The sequence below is a fragment of the Bradyrhizobium sp. AUGA SZCCT0222 genome (genome assembly GCF_018130205.1).
GTDB lineage: Bacteria > Pseudomonadota > Alphaproteobacteria > Rhizobiales > Xanthobacteraceae > Bradyrhizobium.
In genome coordinates this window covers 79,250-95,553 of sequence record NZ_JAFCLX010000019.1, presented here as the reverse complement: position 1 = coordinate 95,553, position 16,304 = coordinate 79,250, and the positions used below count along the sequence as shown (strand labels likewise).

Here is a 16,304-nt window from a genome sequence, read left to right as displayed (position 1 = left end):
CGAGATTCCGGGTCTGGTGCTGGCGCACCATCCCGGAATGACGAATTCCTCGATACGCGTAATCTCAGACCCGCAAAGAGGTTCGTATGACCGTTAGAATTTCCCGCCGAAAGTTTCTCTCCTCCACCGCGGCAACGGGCTTTGGCGTCATCGCGATGCCCTATCTCAGCCGCGCCGGCGACCGGCCGGTCATCAGCCATGGCGTGCAATCCGGCGACGTCGGCGCCGATGGCGGCGTGGTCTGGGCGCGCGCCGACCGTCCTTCGCAAATGATGGTCGAGGTTGCGACCACGGAGTCGTTTGCCAATGCGCGGGCGCTGCCGCCGATCGCAGCGCTGCCCGAGAGCGATTTCACCGCCAAGATGCTGCTGGAAAACCTGCCCGCGGGACAGGAGATCTTCTACCGCGTGCGGTTTCGCGATCTGTCGCATATCGACATCGCGAGCGAGGCCGTTGTCGGCCGCTTCCGCACCGCGCCGGCCGATCGCCGCGATGTCAGCTTCGTCTGGGGCGGCGATGTCGCGGGACAGGGCTGGGGCATCAACCCCGACGACGGCGGCATGTTCACCTTCGCCACCATGCGCAAGCACCGCCCGGATTTCCTGCTGCATTCCGGCGACACCGTCTATGCCGACGGCCCGATCAGGTCCGAGGTGAAGCTTCCCGACGGCAAGGTGTGGAAGAACGTCACCATCGAGGAAAAGGCCAAGGTGGCCGAGACGCTCGACGAGTTCCGTGCCGCCCATAAATACAATTTCATGGACGAGCATGTCCGCGCCTTCAATGCCGAGGTGCCGATCTTCGTGCAATGGGACGACCACGAGGTCACCAACAACTGGTCGCTGTCGAAACAGCTCCCCCCGACCTACAAGGTGCGCGACATCAGCCTGCTCGCCGCCCGCGCCGGCCGCGCGTTCCACGAGATGTATCCGATGCGCGAAAACCTCAACGAGCCGGGCCGGCTCTATCGCACGCTCAATTACGGCCCGCATCTCGACGTGTTCATGCTGGACGAGCGCAGCTATCGCGGCCCCAATGGTCCCAACCTGCAAGACAGCTACGGCCCCGAAAGCTATTTCCTCGGACCGGATCAACTCGCCTGGCTGAAACGCGGACTGCTCAACTCGCGCGCGACCTGGAAGGTGATCGCGTCAGACATGCCGCTCAGCATCATCGTCTACGACGATGCAACCAACAAAAAAGGCTCCGAGGCGTTCGCGCAAGGGGACGGCCCCGCGCGCGGCCGTGAACTCGAGATTGCCGATATCCTGCGCTTCATCAAGACATCAGGCGTCGTCAACACGGTGTGGCTGACCGCTGACGTGCACTACGCCGCCGCGCATTATTACAACCCGGACAAGGCGCAGTTCCAGGAGTTCGATCCGTTCTGGGAATTCGTCGCCGGCCCGCTGCATGCCGGCACGTTCGGGCCGAACGAACTCGATAACACGTTTGGGCCCGAGGTGAAGTTCATCAAGGCGCCGGGGCCGGACAAGCAGAACCTGCCGCCGTCGGCCGGCATGCAGTTCTTCGGCCACGTCAAGATCGACGGTACGACCGGACAGATGATCGTGACCTTGCGCGATCGCGCCGACGTCGCACTCTGGTCGACGACGCTCGATCCGAAGCGTACGTAGCGTTTTCGGGCGAAGTGGGAATCGGTTCGCATAGCAATCAAGCTTTGCGCAGATTGCGTAGACTTATCTGCAGTAGAAAACGCGTCAAAACAAAAAGCCGGAGCCGGTTCTGATCCAGTCAGAGCCGGCTCCCGGGTGAACCATTCAGGCGGCCCGGAAGCGGACGCATCCGCCGCCGATAGATCAAATGCGCCGGTTGGCGTCTCAGCGACTGACGTTCAGCAACGCGAGCAACGCCTCGGTCGAATAGGGCTTTGCCAGCCGCGGCGTGTTTGCGAAAGCTGCCGGAAGCCTGACTTCGGCGCCATAACCGGTGACGAAGGCATAGGGAATTTTCAGCGCGTCCAGCCGTTCGGCAATCGCAAAGCTCTTTTCACGGACGAGGCTGACGTCGAGCAGCGCAAAATCGGGCGGCCGTTCGGCGATCATGGCGAGCGCTTTGGCCACGCTTTGGGCCGTACGAACCGTTTTCACCCCAAAGCCGAGAATCGTATCCTCGAAATCGAGTGCGATGATCGGGTCGTCCTCGACGATCAGGACGTCATTGGGCTTGCCGTCGGCGACGGGTTGCATGGTACGCGTCAGTCCCAGGTTCACTGTTTTTGTCCGGTTGCCCGGGCCGAAGCCCGAAGGAGGCCCGACGACGCCTGGAAGCGCGTCCATCGGTTCCGGAACTGAAACCACCACACCGTAGTTATGCTGTCTGTTCACTAGTGCACATATCAACGCGCACAGCTTCGTTATTATGCGCCTTAGGAACAGAGGAACCTTGGATGCAGGCGCGACGCGAGGAGCCGGCCGGCGTGCGGCCGTTCAACAATTTGCTGCGTCGTCTGAACGCGGCCGATTTCGCCCTGGTCGCGCCGAACCTTGCCGAGGTCGATGCCAATGCCGGCGAAGTGCTGTACAGCCCCGGCGATGACGTCGAGATCGTGCATTTCCCCTGCGGTCCGAGCCTCGTCTCTTACCTGGTCCCCAATGAGGATGGCCGCGATGTCGAGACCATCCTGATAGGCCGCGAAGGCGCGGTCGGCGGCATCGTCAGCCAGGGTTTTTTGCCGGCCTATACCCGTATCATGGTCAAGTTCGCCGGGCCGTTCGTGCGGCTGCCCGTCGGCAGGCTCGAGGCCGCCAAGAAGCAATCGGCGACGCTCAGCAACATCTTTGCCCGCTACGCCGACTGCATGCTGGCGCAAATATTCCAGTCCACCGCCTGCAACGCGATCCACTCGATCGAGCAGCGCACGGCGAAATGGATCATTTCGGCGATGGAACGCGCCGACGGCGACGAAGTGGTGCCGCTGACCCATGAGCAGTTGGCGACCCTGCTCGGGGTCGGCCGTAGCTATACCAGCCGGGTGATCCAGACCTTCAAGGCCGAGGGCATTGTGGAGACCCGTCGCGGCTCGATCCTGGTCCGCAACGCCGATGCGCTGCGAATCCGGTCCTGCCTCTGCAATGAGGCGGTGAAGGGCCATTTCGAGGAGGTTTTGCGGGGGGTCTATCCGGACCCCGAAAAGGGCAATTAAGCGGGCAAAGGGGCGAAAATCGACTAACCAAATGCTAAACAAATCATTGTTTTTTGGCGTTTTCTGACTATATTGCGCCGCAACGCGTAAGGTGTGCCCGGTCCTTTAGGCCGGGCTTCCTTTTTGGGGCCAAGGTCGAGGCCATTGCCCCTTTCGCAATTCAGGTTTTGAGCACGATCCGGAAAAGTGGGTCCCGGTTTTCCGGCGAGATCGCGCTCCAGCCATTGCACGACCAGAAGAAGAGCCATGAACCTTCGTAACGTCGCCATCATCGCCCACGTCGACCACGGCAAAACCACGCTGGTCGACAAGCTGCTGCAGCAATCCGGTACCTACCGTGACAACCAGCGCGTGGTCGAACGCGCGATGGATTCCAACGACCTGGAGCGCGAGCGCGGCATCACCATTCTGGCCAAGGCCGCCTCGGTGCAGTGGAAAGACACCCGCATCAACATCGTCGACACCCCCGGCCACGCCGATTTCGGCGGCGAGGTCGAGCGCATCCTGAACATGGTGGACGGCGCGCTGGTGCTGGTCGACGCCGCCGAGGGCCCGCTGCCGCAGACCAAGTTCGTGGTCTCCAAGGCGCTGAAAGTCGGGCTGAAGCCGATCGTCGTCATCAACAAGGTCGACCGTCCCGACGCGCGGCCGACCGAAGTCATCAACGAAGTGTTCGACCTGTTCGCCGCGCTCGACGCTTCCGAAGAGCAGCTCGATTTTCCGATTCTTTATGGATCAGCCAAGCAGGGCTGGATGGCCGATAGCCCGGATGGTTCGCACGACGCCGGCATGCAGCCGCTGTTCGACCTGATCCTGCGCCACGTCGCGCCGCCGACCGTCGAGGAAGGCCCGTTCCGGATGATCGGCACCATCCTCGAAGCCAATCCCTATCTCGGCCGCATCATCACCGGCCGCATCACGTCAGGCACCATCAAGCCGAACCAGTCCGTGAAGGTGCTGGGCGGCGACGGCAAGCTGATCGAGACCGGGCGGATCACCAAGATTATCGCGTTCCGCGGCATCGAGCGCACGACCCTGGATGAGGCTGAAGCCGGCGACATCGTCGCCATCGCAGGTCTGACCAAAGGCACGGTTGCCGACACTTTCTGCGATCCCAGCGTCGAGACGCCGCTGGTGGCGCAGCCGATCGATCCGCCGACCGTATCGATGTCGTTCATCGTCAACAACTCACCGCTCGCCGGCACCGAAGGCGACAAGGTGACCAGCCGCATGATCCGCGACCGCCTGATGCGCGAAGCCGAAGGCAATGTCGCGCTGCGCGTCACCGAAGCCGCTGACAAGGACTCGATGGAAGTGTCGGGCCGTGGAGAATTGCAGCTCGCGATCCTGATCGAGACCATGCGCCGTGAGGGCTTTGAGCTTTCGGTGTCGCGCCCGCGCGTCGTCTTGAAGAAGGACGAGGCCACCGGCGAGTGGCAGGAGCCGGTCGAGGAAGTCACGATCGACGTCGACGAGGAGCATTCCGGCGTCGTCGTGCAGAAGATGAGCGAACGCAAGTCCGAGATGATGGAGATGCGCCCCTCCGGCGGCAATCGCCTGCGCCTCGTGTTCCACGCGCCGACCCGCGGCCTGATCGGCTACCAGGGCGAACTGCTCACCGATACCCGCGGCACCGCGATCATGAACCGCCTGTTCCACGGCTATGCCAACTACAAGGGCGACATCCAGGGCCGCCGCAACGGCGTCCTGATTTCCAACGACCAGGGCGAAGCGGTGGCTTACGCGATGTTCAAGCTGGAAGACCGCGGCCCGATGATGATCGAGCCGGGCTGGAAGGTCTACAAGGGCATGATCGTCGGCGAGCACACCCGCGACAACGATCTCGAGATCAACATCCTCAAGGGCAAGCAGCTCACCAACATCCGCACCACCTCAAAGGATGAAGCGGTGCGCCTGACCCCGCCGATCCGCATGACGCTGGAAAAGGCGCTGGCCTATATCGAGGACGACGAGCTCGTGGAAGTGACCCCGAAGTCGATCCGCCTGCGCAAGAAGTTCCTCGACGCCAACGACCGCAAGCGCGCGGAAAAGGCCAAGGAGGCGGTGGCTTAAGCACCGCCCGCGTAAACGACTGCGTCAATTCCCATCGTGCGCGCTCGGATCGTCGCCTTCGTCGACCAGGTCGATGGCGGCGCCGGTATCGGCCAGATCGATGGCCTTGCGCAGCGTGACGATATGCGGCGCCTGACAGGTGTCGGGCGCACGACGCACGTCCCAATAGGCAGTGTGGGTGAAGAAGTCGTCACCCCCCGCCTTTTTGGTCGAGACCGCGAGATCGACGATATGATAGCCGAAGATCGGCGATAGCGCGCCGCCGATGGCGTCTCCCCAGAACAGCTGACGCCGGGGAAAATAGATGTTGCTCCACCGGGTCAATCCGAACAATGCGCCGTTGTGAATTTGCTTCCTGTGCGTCTTCGGATTGGTGAAGGCCAGCAAGCCGTCTCGATCGAGCCGTTTCGGCGGGCAGGTCGGAAACTCTCTTTCCCCGACGCGCCGGGCGAAATCATCCTTCAGGTCCTGCTCGGTATTCAGCCTTCCCTCGGCTTTCAGATCCGCCGCGGTCTTGCCCAGGCACATCAGAAAGTAGGCGTGGGTCAGCGCGCTTCCCAGCGTAACGAAGTCGGTCACCAGCCAGCTCTTGGGATGCAAGGGATTGGGCTTTTGCTGCTGGGGCGCGGGTTTCGCCGCGGCAACGGCGATGCTGGCGATCGTGGCGCGCGCCTTGATCCGCAACGCCTTCTTGTCCTCGATCGTTGCCTTGGCGTCTTCCGGCTGCCATGTGGCGCTATCGATGGCGTCAAAATCCGCGCCCAGTTCTTCGACAGGCGGCAACTCATTGCAGACCCGGCTGAAATAGGCGCGCAGCATGTCGTAGGCGACGACGGTACCGAGGCTGTGCGCGACGACGACGATGCGATCGTACTGGCCGGACGCGTGGAGGTTTGCAAGCCGATCCACGGCCTCTTTCCTGATCGCCCGCCGCACCGCCACGTTGGCCGGTGAATTGCGGAAGTAGCGCGCGGCATCGCCGAGATACGGCTGCAGGAATGCGGCATTGATGATCAAATAGAGCCCGATCACGGCCGACGCCGCCGCGACGCTCCACGGCGAGTTCAGTCCCCATACCCAGGCCTTGACCATGGTTACGGCAAAGGAGGTGTCCGGATGCCAGAACCGGTCGGTGCCGACAAAGATGCCAAACACGACCACTGAAATCACAAGCGCGCGGCAAAAAGCGCGCAATCCCTGACGGCCCATGAGCATAAAGCTCGCCAGCAGCGCAATCAGCGTGGGCAGAGCGACCAGCGTAAAGAGTTCAGCCCCGTCAGGAACGTTGCGATCGCCCGGTGCAAACTTCTCGACGATGAAGTAAGTCGCAATGACGACAATTCCGATGACACAAAAAAGTGCGAGCAGCTTGATGAGGCGGAAGGCCTTCCATTTCGCCGCGACAACGAGGCCCACGATCAGGCTGGCGAACAGCAGCAGGAACGGCGCGACCAGCATGATTTGCGCAACGTTTCCCGAGAACAGCAGAATGCCCTGCAACACCAGCACCGCGAAGGAGAGATTCATCAGGCACAGGAAAATGGCCGCGGCCCACCAAAGCCCGTTCATGCCGAGCTTCATGATCGGCCCCTTCCGGACCAGCTCGTACAGCCAGAGCAGCACCGCGACGGCCTTGGTCTCACTCATCAGGTGAGCCCAGTATAATTCGTGGAAATCGACAAGGCGGCCATCGGGCGAATCCGGCACCGTGTTCGTCGTCATCACCGCCAGGTCGATGTCGGAGCCGTCCCTTTCCGGATGCGTCCAGATCCGCTTGCCTTTGTCGGCCGGGTTGTTCTCGTCCAGCCAGACGCCCCGTATGACACCGCGCACCGTTTCCAGCGCGCGCTGGCTGCCGATGCCGTGAACGACAAGGATCGCGGTTCTCTTCCGCGCGGTGGCGGGATCGAATTCGGCCATGGCTGAAATCCAGATCTGAAATGACGTTAGGGAGAACGATCCATTCAATACAACTACAGGGGGAGAAACAAGCCGCTCTTTTCGCAAAGATGTCGCATCGCCCGCCGGCAATGGCCGAAATCGGCTGATCGATGCGAAAACCGCATCCCTCCCCTGCCTGCGACGGACCGGGAGCCCTCTGCGGACCGGCTTCAGGCCCCCCGGCGAACGTGCTAGAGGCTCGGACATGACGACCCTCCCCTCCGAAGTCGATGTTGCCATCATCGGCGCCGGCGCCGCTGGCCTGGGCGCCGCGCATGCGCTGAAACAATCCGGCCTCTCCTATGTCGTGCTGGAAGCGCGCGACCGCGTCGGCGGCCGCGCCCATACGATTCAGGCAGCACCAGACGTCACCTTCGACCTCGGCTGCGGCTGGCTGCATTCGGCGGATGAAAATTCATTCGTCGCGATCGCCGAGCAACTGAAGTTCGCAATCGACAAGAACCGCCCGCCCTGGCGCGAGCAGGCGCACAACAAGGCGTTTCCAGTTGAGCAGCGGGCGGAGTTCCTGAAGGCGCTCGACGCCTTCTACGACCGCGCCGAGGAAGCCGCACATCAGGCCCTGCAGATCGGCCGCGACAGCGCCGCCGATCTCTGTCTCGAGCCCGGCAATCGCTGGAACCCGATGATCGACGCCATCTCGACCTACGTCAACGGCTGCGAGCTGGATCAGGTCTCGATCCTGGACATGGACGCCTATGAAGACACCGAGATCAACTGGCGCGTCCGCCGCGGCTATGGCGCGCTGGTCGCGGCCTACGGTGCCTCGATGCCGCTCGCGCTCAACTGCGCGGTGACGCTGATCGACCATTCGGCAAAACGCATTCGTATCGAGACGTCGCAAGGCACGCTGATCGCCGGCAGAGTGATCGTCACCGTCCCGACCAACCTGATCGCGGATGAAGCCCTGCGCTTTCACCCCGCCCTGCCGGCAAAGCTCGATGCCGCGCATGGCCTGCCGCTTGGTCTCGCCGACAAGGTGATGCTGGCCCTTAGCGATGGCGACGCGCTGCCGAAGGACGGCAGCCTGCGCGGCGCCACCATGCGCACCGCGATGGGTACCTATCATCTGCGCCCGTTCGGCCAGTCCTGCATCGAAGGCTTTTTCGGCGGCCGCTTTGCGCGATCGCTGGAAGATGCCGGCCCCGGCGCGCTGGCCGCCGAAAGCATCAACGAGATCGCAGGCTTCCTCGGCAACGACTTCCGTCGCAAGCTGAAGCCGCTCGCGGAATCGCGCTGGGCCCACGACCCCTTCGCCCGCGGCTCGTATTCCCACGCCCTGCCCGGCCACGCCGGCGACCGCGCGGTGCTGGCAGCGCCCGTGGATGGACGCTTGTTCTTTGCGGGAGAGGCGACCTCGCCGGGATTCTTCTCGACCGCGCATGGGGCAAGGGATTCGGGGGAGCGGGCAGTGGGAGAGGTGCTGGCTTCGCTGCCCAAGCAATAGCCCTCAATCCGTCATTGCCTGCGACAAACGCAAAGCGTTTGCGCAAGGGAGCGATAGCGACGAAGCAATCCATTTTTCCCCGAGCGGTGACGTGGATTGCTTCGCTTCGCTCGCAATGACGGATCAAAGAGCGTCAGAGTAAGTCAGTCTCTAATCACCCGCCCTCCGCCAGCACCGCATCCTTGAACAGATGCTGCTCCGCCTTGAGATCGACGCGATAGCTCGCCGCATACGGCGGCTGCGGCTGGCATGACAGGGTGACGATGACGACCCCCGCTTTCCGGTTGACGTAGAGCGCCTGGCCGGCAAAGCCGAGGGCGACCATCGAACCGTCGGGATCGATCCACCAGCTGTAGCCGTATCCGCGCGCGCCGTAGCGATTGGTTTCGGGGTCGAGGACGAAGGCGGGATGGGCGGCGCTTTCGATCCAGTTGGATGGCAGCACGGGCGCGCCGTCGATCACGCCGCCACGCAGGAGAAACACGCCGAAGCGGCCGAAATCCCGCAAAGCTATTCCGGCACGGCTGCCGCCGATTTCCTGGCCGCCTTCGGACTCCAGCGTATAGAACGCGTCGAACTCCATGCCGAGGGGCGACCAGATTGTCTCCGACATGTAATCGGCCAGCGTTTTCCCTGTCGCGGCCGACAGCAGGCTGCCGAGCAAATAGGTATCGCCGCTGTTGTAGTTGAAGTGACTGCCGGGCCGGTGTTCGGTCTTCAGGCTGCGCATCAGCGCCAGCACGCCTCCGGGGACCTTGTCGCCGAGCGATTTGCTGTAGCGGTTCACGTCGGAATTCCGGTCGGTGTAATCCTCATTCCAGCGCACGCCGGAGGACATCGTGATCAGGTGGCGAATGGTGACGGCGTCATAGGCGCAGCCGCGCAACGCCGGGATATATTTCGAGACAGCATCTTCGAGACTGCCGATGGCGCCCTGCTGCAAGGCGGCGCCGATCAGCGTCGATGTCAGCGATTTGATCATCGACATCGAGGACCAGCGCACGTTCTCCTCCAGCCCGAGCGCGTAGCGTTCCAGAACGATTTTTTCGTCCTTGATGACAAGCAACCCGGCGACATTGGCACGGCCGAAATACGCATCGACGCCGTGCGTTTTCCCATCGGCCTGATACTGCGGCGATATCTCTTCACCGCGCTGCAGGGGAAGAACTGATGTGCCGCGGCGGATCGCGCGCGTCACGAACATGCGATCGACATTGCGATAGGCGTAGGCCTGCTCGGTCGGCGACAGCAGCAGAAAATCCTCACCCGCCGGGACATGATGTGTGGGATGTGCAATGGCGCCAATCATGCGAATCTACTCCATCACCCGCGCGCGCATATCGGCATCGGGCACAAAACATTGCTCATACTTGCCGAAAATCCGGTAGCGGTTACGCGCGACGAGGCTGTAGACGCCGTCGCGCAACGGCTTCGGCACCGCAAACAGCGCACGCGTCCATCCCCAGCCCGGCAGCGCGCCGAGCACCGTCAGCGCCGCGTCGGATTTGAAATATGCGACGCCGCCATGAACGACGGCGTTGGTATCGGGATCATCGGGATTGATGCCGAACGCCTGTGCCAGCCGCGTGCCGTAGCCGGACTGGATCGGCGTGAAGCGAAAGCGGCGTTCAGCGTCTCGCGTGGCCACGAAGCGGACCCAGCGCGAGCAGAAGATGCAGACGCCGTCGTAGAGGATCACGTCATCGTCCGGCCATGCCGTCATCTGTTGTCCAAAGTGAGCAGCGCCACGAACATCAGCACGATCGCCGGCCCCGTCTTGACCAGCGCGCCGAGCGGCTCGATCCAGAGATCCGGCGTCAGGATCGCAGCGCCCACCATGTAGCCCAGCGCGACGACGATGCCCGCGATCAGTCCGACCGCGGCGGTTCGGCGAAAGGCGATCAACACCCCGATGCTCATATCCATCAGGCTGGTAATCGCCGTCATCGGATTGACCAGCCACGACGGGAAACCGTGCGCCCGCAGAATATCGGCGGCGGCGGAAAACGAGATCACCAGCGAGATGAAACCCGACACGATCCAGAACACCGCAAGGCTCGCGATCACGAGCGCCTTGACCAGGAACAACCGCGCGAACCATTTGTCCTGGATGGTGGCAGCATGCCCGCCCACCGCCTGCGCCAGCGTCGTCGGCACAATGCCGGTCGCCGCCATCCAGCTCGCGGGATCGCCGGTGACGCCGCGGCGCAGTTCGGCAATCGCCGTCGAGCGCATCGGCGGCATCCAGCCCAGCCTGTTGGCGAGATCGCCGGACCTGGCGCCGAGATTGAGCAGGAAACCGGGCAGCGTGATCCGGGGCATGTGGGAAGTGCCGAACGACCAGCGGAATTGATCGATGACATTGCCAAGCGTGATCGGCTGCGGCTGCATCAGGTCCCAGGTCACGGCGTTTGCCGCGGGATCGCCGATGTCGCGTGTGGCGAGCCAGGCGATGGTCGCAGAAACATCCTCGACCGCCACCGGCTGGAACGGCGTCGCCGATTCGTCGCCGGGCAATTGCAGCGGGAATGCCGCCAGCGCGCGCAGCATCGCACTGCCGCCATAGGCTGCAGGCGCCACGACAAATCCCGGACGCAGAATCGCGTGCGGGATGCCGGAGGCGGCGATCAGCCGCTCGGCCTCGCGCTTGGTGGTGCTGAAGGCGGTGCGGTCCTCATCGGCGGTGCCGGGAATGGAGATATGGGCAAAACGCACCGCGCGACCGCTGTCGCGGATCGCCGCCAGCAGCCGCTCGACGAAATCGCGATGCACCGCGCGGGTGTCGCTGCCCGGCCCGTCCTGCAGTACGCCGAGGCAATTGACCACGACATCGATCTCGCGCTCGCGGATCAGCCGCGCCAGCGAGGCTGCGTCCATCGACATGATCGGAAGCTCGAGGTCGGAGGCGCTGGTTTTTTGCGACGGTTCGAAATGCCGCGCGACCCCAATCGCCTGAAAGCCCTGCAATCGCAGATCATCGGTGATGAACCTGCCGATCAGCCCGGAGGCGCCGAGGACGAGGATTTTTCGAGTAGCGACTTCCGAGTTCATTTTCTCACCTAAACCGGCTTCGCAATCATCAGCCACAGGATCGCCATGACCGAACCAAAGCCTGGAATACCGAACAGAAACCAGCGCCGGAATAGCGCGAAATAGCGCGGCGGCAGCGCCGCATTCGCAGCCGCGGCGACGCGCGCCAGATCGCGCATCTCGATCTGCATGAAAATCACGGGCACCCAGAACAGCCCCGCCGCCGCATACAGCCCGAGCGAGGCCGAAATCCAGAGTTCGCCAAATCCCGTCGATGACAGCATCATCAAAAGACCGCCGGTGATGGGCTGCAGCAGCACCGCCGTCAGCGTGAACAGCATGTCGGCAATCACCACCGTCGACCCCGTGCGGGCGATGAAGGAAGCATCACCGCTGCGATGCGCCATCAGCATGAAAAACGCGATGCCGCTGCCGGTGCCGAGAATGACGATGGCGCCAAGCACGTGCAGATATTTGATCGCGAAGTACAGCGTCATTGTTGTGTCATCGTTTTTTGGCCGGGTTCGGCGCGCGCAGCTTCAAGGCGCGATCGAGTTCACTGGCAGCGCTTGTTACACCAGCTTCGGTTTCCGGCAGCCAGTGCCCTTCACTGCCATAGGCCCCGAGCACGCGGAAATCGACCTTGCCGCCGGCGTTGCGGAACGCGTCCGCCAGTTGCCGCGACAGAACAGGCGAAAAATAGCTGTCATTGGCCGCCACCAGCCATGTGACGGGCACGCGCGCGGTTTTGCCGAATTCCCGTGCGGCGGCCATCAGCGTGTGCGGTGCGCAGACCTGACCCGGAAAATCATTGGCACGGCCGCCGCGCCCGGGTGCAAAGGCGATGATCGCGGCAACATCCTTCGGATATTCACTGGCCAGCGCCAGCGCGCCCCAGCCGCCGGCCGAGTGCCCGATCACGATCATTCCGTCTGACCGGATGAACGGTTGCTTGCGCACAAAGCCCATTGCCGCTGCGATCACATCAGCGGTGGCGCGGCCTGACCTGGCGTAATCAGCCTCGTCGCAGCCGCCCTGATCCTCGAGATATTTTCCGCCGGTAGCGCCATGGCCCGGACGTTCCGGCACCAGCACGGCAAAGCCGCGCGCCACCAGCCACGCGGCGAGCGCGCGGTATTCGGGCTGCGGCATTTGCGCGCGACGCAACACGTTCTGGGTGGTGGCATGCGCAATCAGCGCGAGCGGAAACGGGCCGGCGCCCGGTGGACGAAACAACGCCGCATGCGACGGGGGACCGAAGTCAGGCGACGGCACCAGCCATTGCTGCAGGCGATTAGGTTCGCCCTCGGTGCCTTGCGCGCCGAGGTTTTGCTGGGCCGCACCGGGCTTCACACCGAGCGCGGCAAGCACAACCACTGCGATTAACACTTTAGCCGGATGCATGAATTGGCCTGACGCAGCCGAAGGATGGGGAATCCGAATTCGACAACAGAATACCGGCGGCGAATCAAATCCAGCGCATTTTTCCGTGCCAGAATTCCTGGAGACGTTCCCGGATATCATTCTGAGCATGGTTTAGCCCGGCCGAGGATCAACGAAATGCCGGTAAAGTCAGCCTCTTGTCCTCTTTCGGTACAGCCGGGCGGTAAACTGATGCAGAAAATCCACAGGTTAACCGATAATTAACGATGGACCTTGAAGACAACGCGCTGACTTGCTTTGATTGGGGTCATGAGCACAACCCTGATCGAGGTTCGACCGGCCAAAGCTGCGGATGCAGCCGCGGTGGCGTCCACCCATGACGAAGCCTGGCGCTCGGCCTATCAGGGCATCATTCCCGGCGCCGAACTTGAAAAGCTGATCAACCGTCGCGGTCCGCAATGGTGGGACAGCGCGATCCGCAAGGGCAGCCGCGTCAGCGTGCTGGTGTTCGGCGACAAGGTCGCGGGCTATGCCAATTACGGCCGCAACCGCGCCCGCAGCCTGCATTTCGAAGGCGAAATCTACGAACTCTATCTGCGTCCGGAATTCCAGGGTCTCGGCTTCGGCCGCCGCCTCTTCACCTCCGCCCGCCGCGATCTGTTGCAGAGCGGCCTCAAGAGCATGGTGATCTGGGCGCTGTCCGACAACGATCCCGCGACGGAGTTCTATCGCGCGCTCGGCGGCCGCATGGTCGCCCGCTCGTCGGAGAAGTTCGGGCCCAAATCGCTCGACAAGGTCGCCTTCGCCTGGACCAACTGAGCCAAGCCTGAAACGCCCATTTTCGACCTGATCGTCCTATCAGACGAAAGCGCGACTCGCGCCTTCAGTATGGCTTGACCTAGCCTCCCATCATTTCTAATAGCCGCCTGCATGCGATGGATACGCCGGGGATCCAGCGCGGAACACGCGCCTGGCGCATTTGCCAGGCATGACCATTCAGCCAGTCGAAACACGACTGCGCCAAGCAACCACGGAGCCCTCCATGCGCATTGACGCCATTTCAACCGGTAAGAATCCGCCGCATGATGTCAACGTCATCATCGAAGTGCCGGTCGGCGGCGAGCCGATCAAATATGAAATGGACAAGGAAGCCGGCACGCTGGTCGTCGACCGCTTCCTCTATACGGCGATGCGCTATCCCGGCAATTACGGCTTCATCCCGCATACGCTGTCGGGCGACGGCGATCCCTGCGACGTGCTGGTCGCCAATACCCGCGCGATCGTGCCGGGCGCCGTCATGAGCGTGCGGCCGGTCGGCGTGCTGCTGATGGAAGACGAGGCCGGCGGCGACGAGAAGATCATCGCGGTGCCGACGTCGAAACTGACGCAGCGCTATGACAAGGTGAAGAACTACAACGACCTTCCCGACATCACGCTGCAGCAGATCCAGCACTTCTTCGAGCACTACAAGGATCTCGAACCCGGCAAATGGGTCAAGGTGCTGCGCTGGGGCGATGCCAACGACGCCCAAAGGCTGATCATCGAAGGCATCGAACGGGCGCAGGGGAAGAAGTAGGCGGTTAGCGCCCCGGGACCAATTCTTTGTGATAAATCTCGTCATGCCCGGCCTTGTGCCGGGCATCCACGTCTTTGGTCACGCGCAGAAAGAAAGGCGTGGATGGCCGGGCATAGGTGAGCAGGAGCGACGCCGTCCTTCAGACGGCTTCTCCGGCCATGACGGAGAGACCCATGCGCCGGCTGGTCAGAATTATTCGCAATCTCGCGCTGCTCCTGATCGCTGCTATCGTGATCCTCGCCGGCGTGCTGGCGTTCAACGTCGTCAGCCATGGTTCGCGGCAAATTCAGGTGGCCGCCATCCCACGCGTGGCGGTTGACGCGCAAGCCGTTGCGGCGCGCCTCAGCGAGGCGATCCGCTTCCGCACCATTTCGAGCCACGAAAACCCCGACCAGCACGCCGAGGCCTTGCGCGGCATGCAGGCGCATATCGAGAAGAGCTTTCCGGCGTTCCACGCCGCGGCGAAGCGCGAGATCGTCGGCCAGTACAGCCTGCTCTACACCTGGGAAGGCTCCGACCCCAAAACGCCGCCGATCGCGCTGCTCGCGCATCAGGACGTGGTGCCGTTCGCGCCCGGCACCGAGAAGGACTGGCAGCAGCCGCCTTTCGATGGCGCCATTGCCGATGGTTTCATCTGGGGCCGCGGCTCCTGGGACGACAAGGGCAACCTCTATTCGATGCTGGAGGCCGCCGAGACCATGATCAAGGGCGGCTTCCGGCCGAAGCGAACGATCTACTTTGCCTTTGGCCATGATGAGGAAACTGCCGGCACCGCGGGCGCCAAGGCCATCGCGGCGCTATTGGCCTCGCGCGGCGTCCGCCTCGATTTCGTCGTCGACGAGGGCCTCCTGATCACCGAAGGCATGATCAAGGGCCTCGACAAATCAGCGGCGCTGATCGGCGTTGCCGAAAAGGGCTACGCCACGCTGGTCCTGAACGCGCAGGCAACGCCCGGTCATTCCTCGATGCCGCCGCGCGACACCGCGATCGGCATGCTGAGCGCGGCGCTGGCGCGGCTCGAAGACCATCGCCTGCCGATGTATATCCGAGGCACAGTCGCCGAAATGTTCGACACGCTGGCGCCGGAGATGAACGGCTTCAACCGCGTGGTGCTGTCGAACCTGTGGCTGTTCAAGCCGCTGTTGCTCCGCGAGTTCGAGAAGAACGGCCCGAGCGAGGCGACGATCCGCACCACCACGGCGCTGACGATTTTCAATGCCGGCGACAAGGATAACGTGCTGCCCGGCAACGCCGAAGCCACCGTCAACTTCCGCATGATCCCAGGCGACACCCAGGCCAGCGTCACCGACCATGTGCGCAGCACGATCCGCAACGACCGCATTTCGATCAAACCGTTCCCCGGCAACACCGATCCGCCACCCGTGACGGGCACCGCGAGCCCATCGTTCCAGATGTTCAACCGTACCATCCGCGAGGTATTTCCTGACGTCATCGTGGCGCCCGGACTGATGGTGGGCGCGACCGATTCGCGCCACTTTGCCGGGATCACCGACAAGATTTTCCGCTTCTCGCCGGTGCGCGCCAATTCCGACGATCTGAAGCGCTTCCACGGCACCAACGAGCGCCTCAGCCTGGAAGGCTATGCCGACATGATCCGGTTTTATCGGCGGCTGATCGAGAACGCGGCGGGGTGACGGCGTGGCCGTCAT

Annotated in this window: 15 protein-coding genes; 7 read left to right on the top strand and 8 right to left on the bottom strand. The window is 62.9% G+C overall.

The genetic code is table 11. The features are described 5' to 3' along the window. Window positions 1-86: 86 nt before the first annotated feature. Window positions 87-1,637 (top strand): alkaline phosphatase D family protein, encoded by a 1,551-nt coding sequence (locus JQ629_RS18635; protein ID WP_212413903.1) that lies wholly within the window; start codon window positions 87-89, stop codon window positions 1,635-1,637. Window positions 1,638-1,841: 204 nt separating this feature from the next. On the opposite strand, the gene JQ629_RS18630 is transcribed toward JQ629_RS18635, so the two are convergent. Beyond that, a complete protein-coding gene (locus tag JQ629_RS18630; RefSeq protein ID WP_212413930.1) occupies window positions 1,842-2,210 on the bottom strand; it encodes a response regulator in 369 nt (122 codons plus the stop codon). 200 nt (window positions 2,211-2,410) lie between these two features. Between JQ629_RS18630 and JQ629_RS18625 the strand changes: the two genes are divergently transcribed. After that, window positions 2,411-3,166 carry a Crp/Fnr family transcriptional regulator gene (locus JQ629_RS18625; RefSeq protein WP_212413902.1) on the top strand — a complete coding sequence of 252 codons (756 nt, stop codon included), beginning with the start codon at window positions 2,411-2,413 and terminating at the stop codon, window positions 3,164-3,166. 23 nt (window positions 3,167-3,189) lie between these two features. Here the strand turns inward: JQ629_RS18625 and JQ629_RS18620 are convergent, their stop codons facing one another. Then, on the bottom strand, window positions 3,190-3,414 hold the full coding sequence (locus tag JQ629_RS18620) for a hypothetical protein (RefSeq protein ID WP_212413901.1): 225 nt from the start codon (window positions 3,412-3,414) through the stop codon (window positions 3,190-3,192). Between JQ629_RS18620 and typA the strand changes: the two genes are divergently transcribed. Next, complete coding sequence (gene typA / locus JQ629_RS18615) at window positions 3,413-5,239, top strand: translational GTPase TypA (RefSeq protein WP_212389449.1); 1,827 nt, start codon at window positions 3,413-3,415, stop codon at window positions 5,237-5,239. The two genes, JQ629_RS18620 and typA, sit on opposite strands and share 2 nt — an antisense overlap. A 24-nt stretch (window positions 5,240-5,263) precedes the next feature. Here the strand turns inward: typA and JQ629_RS18610 are convergent, their stop codons facing one another. Continuing rightward, window positions 5,264-7,159 (bottom strand): glycosyltransferase family protein, encoded by a 1,896-nt coding sequence (locus tag JQ629_RS18610; RefSeq protein WP_212413900.1) that lies wholly within the window; start codon window positions 7,157-7,159, stop codon window positions 5,264-5,266. Between the two features lie 226 nt (window positions 7,160-7,385). On the opposite strand from JQ629_RS18610, the gene JQ629_RS18605 reads away from it, so the two are divergent. Continuing rightward, on the top strand, window positions 7,386-8,645 hold the full coding sequence (locus JQ629_RS18605) for a flavin monoamine oxidase family protein (RefSeq protein WP_212413899.1): 1,260 nt from the start codon (window positions 7,386-7,388) through the stop codon (window positions 8,643-8,645). A 154-nt stretch (window positions 8,646-8,799) separates the two neighbouring features. Here JQ629_RS18605 and JQ629_RS18600 read toward each other — a convergent pair whose 3' ends face one another. From JQ629_RS18600 to JQ629_RS18580, 5 genes are read right to left on the bottom strand one after another with little or no spacing between them, the layout of a single operon-like run. Further along, window positions 8,800-9,954, bottom strand: a complete 1,155-nt coding sequence (locus tag JQ629_RS18600; RefSeq protein ID WP_212413898.1) for a serine hydrolase domain-containing protein — start codon at window positions 9,952-9,954, stop codon at window positions 8,800-8,802. Between the two features lie 6 nt (window positions 9,955-9,960). Continuing rightward, window positions 9,961-10,368: a thiol-disulfide oxidoreductase DCC family protein gene (locus tag JQ629_RS18595; RefSeq protein WP_212413897.1), complete on the bottom strand. Its 408-nt coding sequence runs from the start codon at window positions 10,366-10,368 to the stop codon at window positions 9,961-9,963. After that, window positions 10,365-11,696, bottom strand: coding sequence for an SDR family oxidoreductase (locus JQ629_RS18590; protein ID WP_212413896.1), 1,332 nt, complete (start codon window positions 11,694-11,696; stop codon window positions 10,365-10,367). Before JQ629_RS18590 ends, JQ629_RS18595 begins: the two co-directional genes overlap by 4 nt. Before the next feature lie 8 nt (window positions 11,697-11,704). Continuing rightward, entirely contained in the window at window positions 11,705-12,172 is a 468-nt protein-coding gene (locus JQ629_RS18585) for a DUF2269 family protein (RefSeq protein ID WP_212268652.1), read from the bottom strand. 7 nt (window positions 12,173-12,179) lie between these two features. Then, complete coding sequence (locus tag JQ629_RS18580; protein ID WP_212413895.1) at window positions 12,180-13,079, bottom strand: alpha/beta fold hydrolase; 900 nt, start codon at window positions 13,077-13,079, stop codon at window positions 12,180-12,182. Between the two features lie 288 nt (window positions 13,080-13,367). Here JQ629_RS18580 and JQ629_RS18575 point away from each other — a divergent pair, with 288 nt between their 5' ends. The 3 genes from JQ629_RS18575 to JQ629_RS18565 all read left to right on the top strand — a co-directional run bounded on the left by JQ629_RS18575 (window position 13,368) and on the right by JQ629_RS18565 (window position 16,289). Continuing rightward, on the top strand, window positions 13,368-13,877 hold the full coding sequence (locus tag JQ629_RS18575; protein WP_192739389.1) for a GNAT family N-acetyltransferase: 510 nt from the start codon (window positions 13,368-13,370) through the stop codon (window positions 13,875-13,877). Between the two features lie 223 nt (window positions 13,878-14,100). After that, window positions 14,101-14,634, top strand: coding sequence for an inorganic diphosphatase (gene ppa / locus JQ629_RS18570; protein WP_212210325.1), 534 nt, complete (start codon window positions 14,101-14,103; stop codon window positions 14,632-14,634). Window positions 14,635-14,807: 173 nt separating this feature from the next. Further along, window positions 14,808-16,289, top strand: a complete 1,482-nt coding sequence (locus tag JQ629_RS18565) for a M20 family peptidase (protein WP_212413894.1) — start codon at window positions 14,808-14,810, stop codon at window positions 16,287-16,289. The last annotated feature ends 15 nt before the right edge of the window (window positions 16,290-16,304 follow it).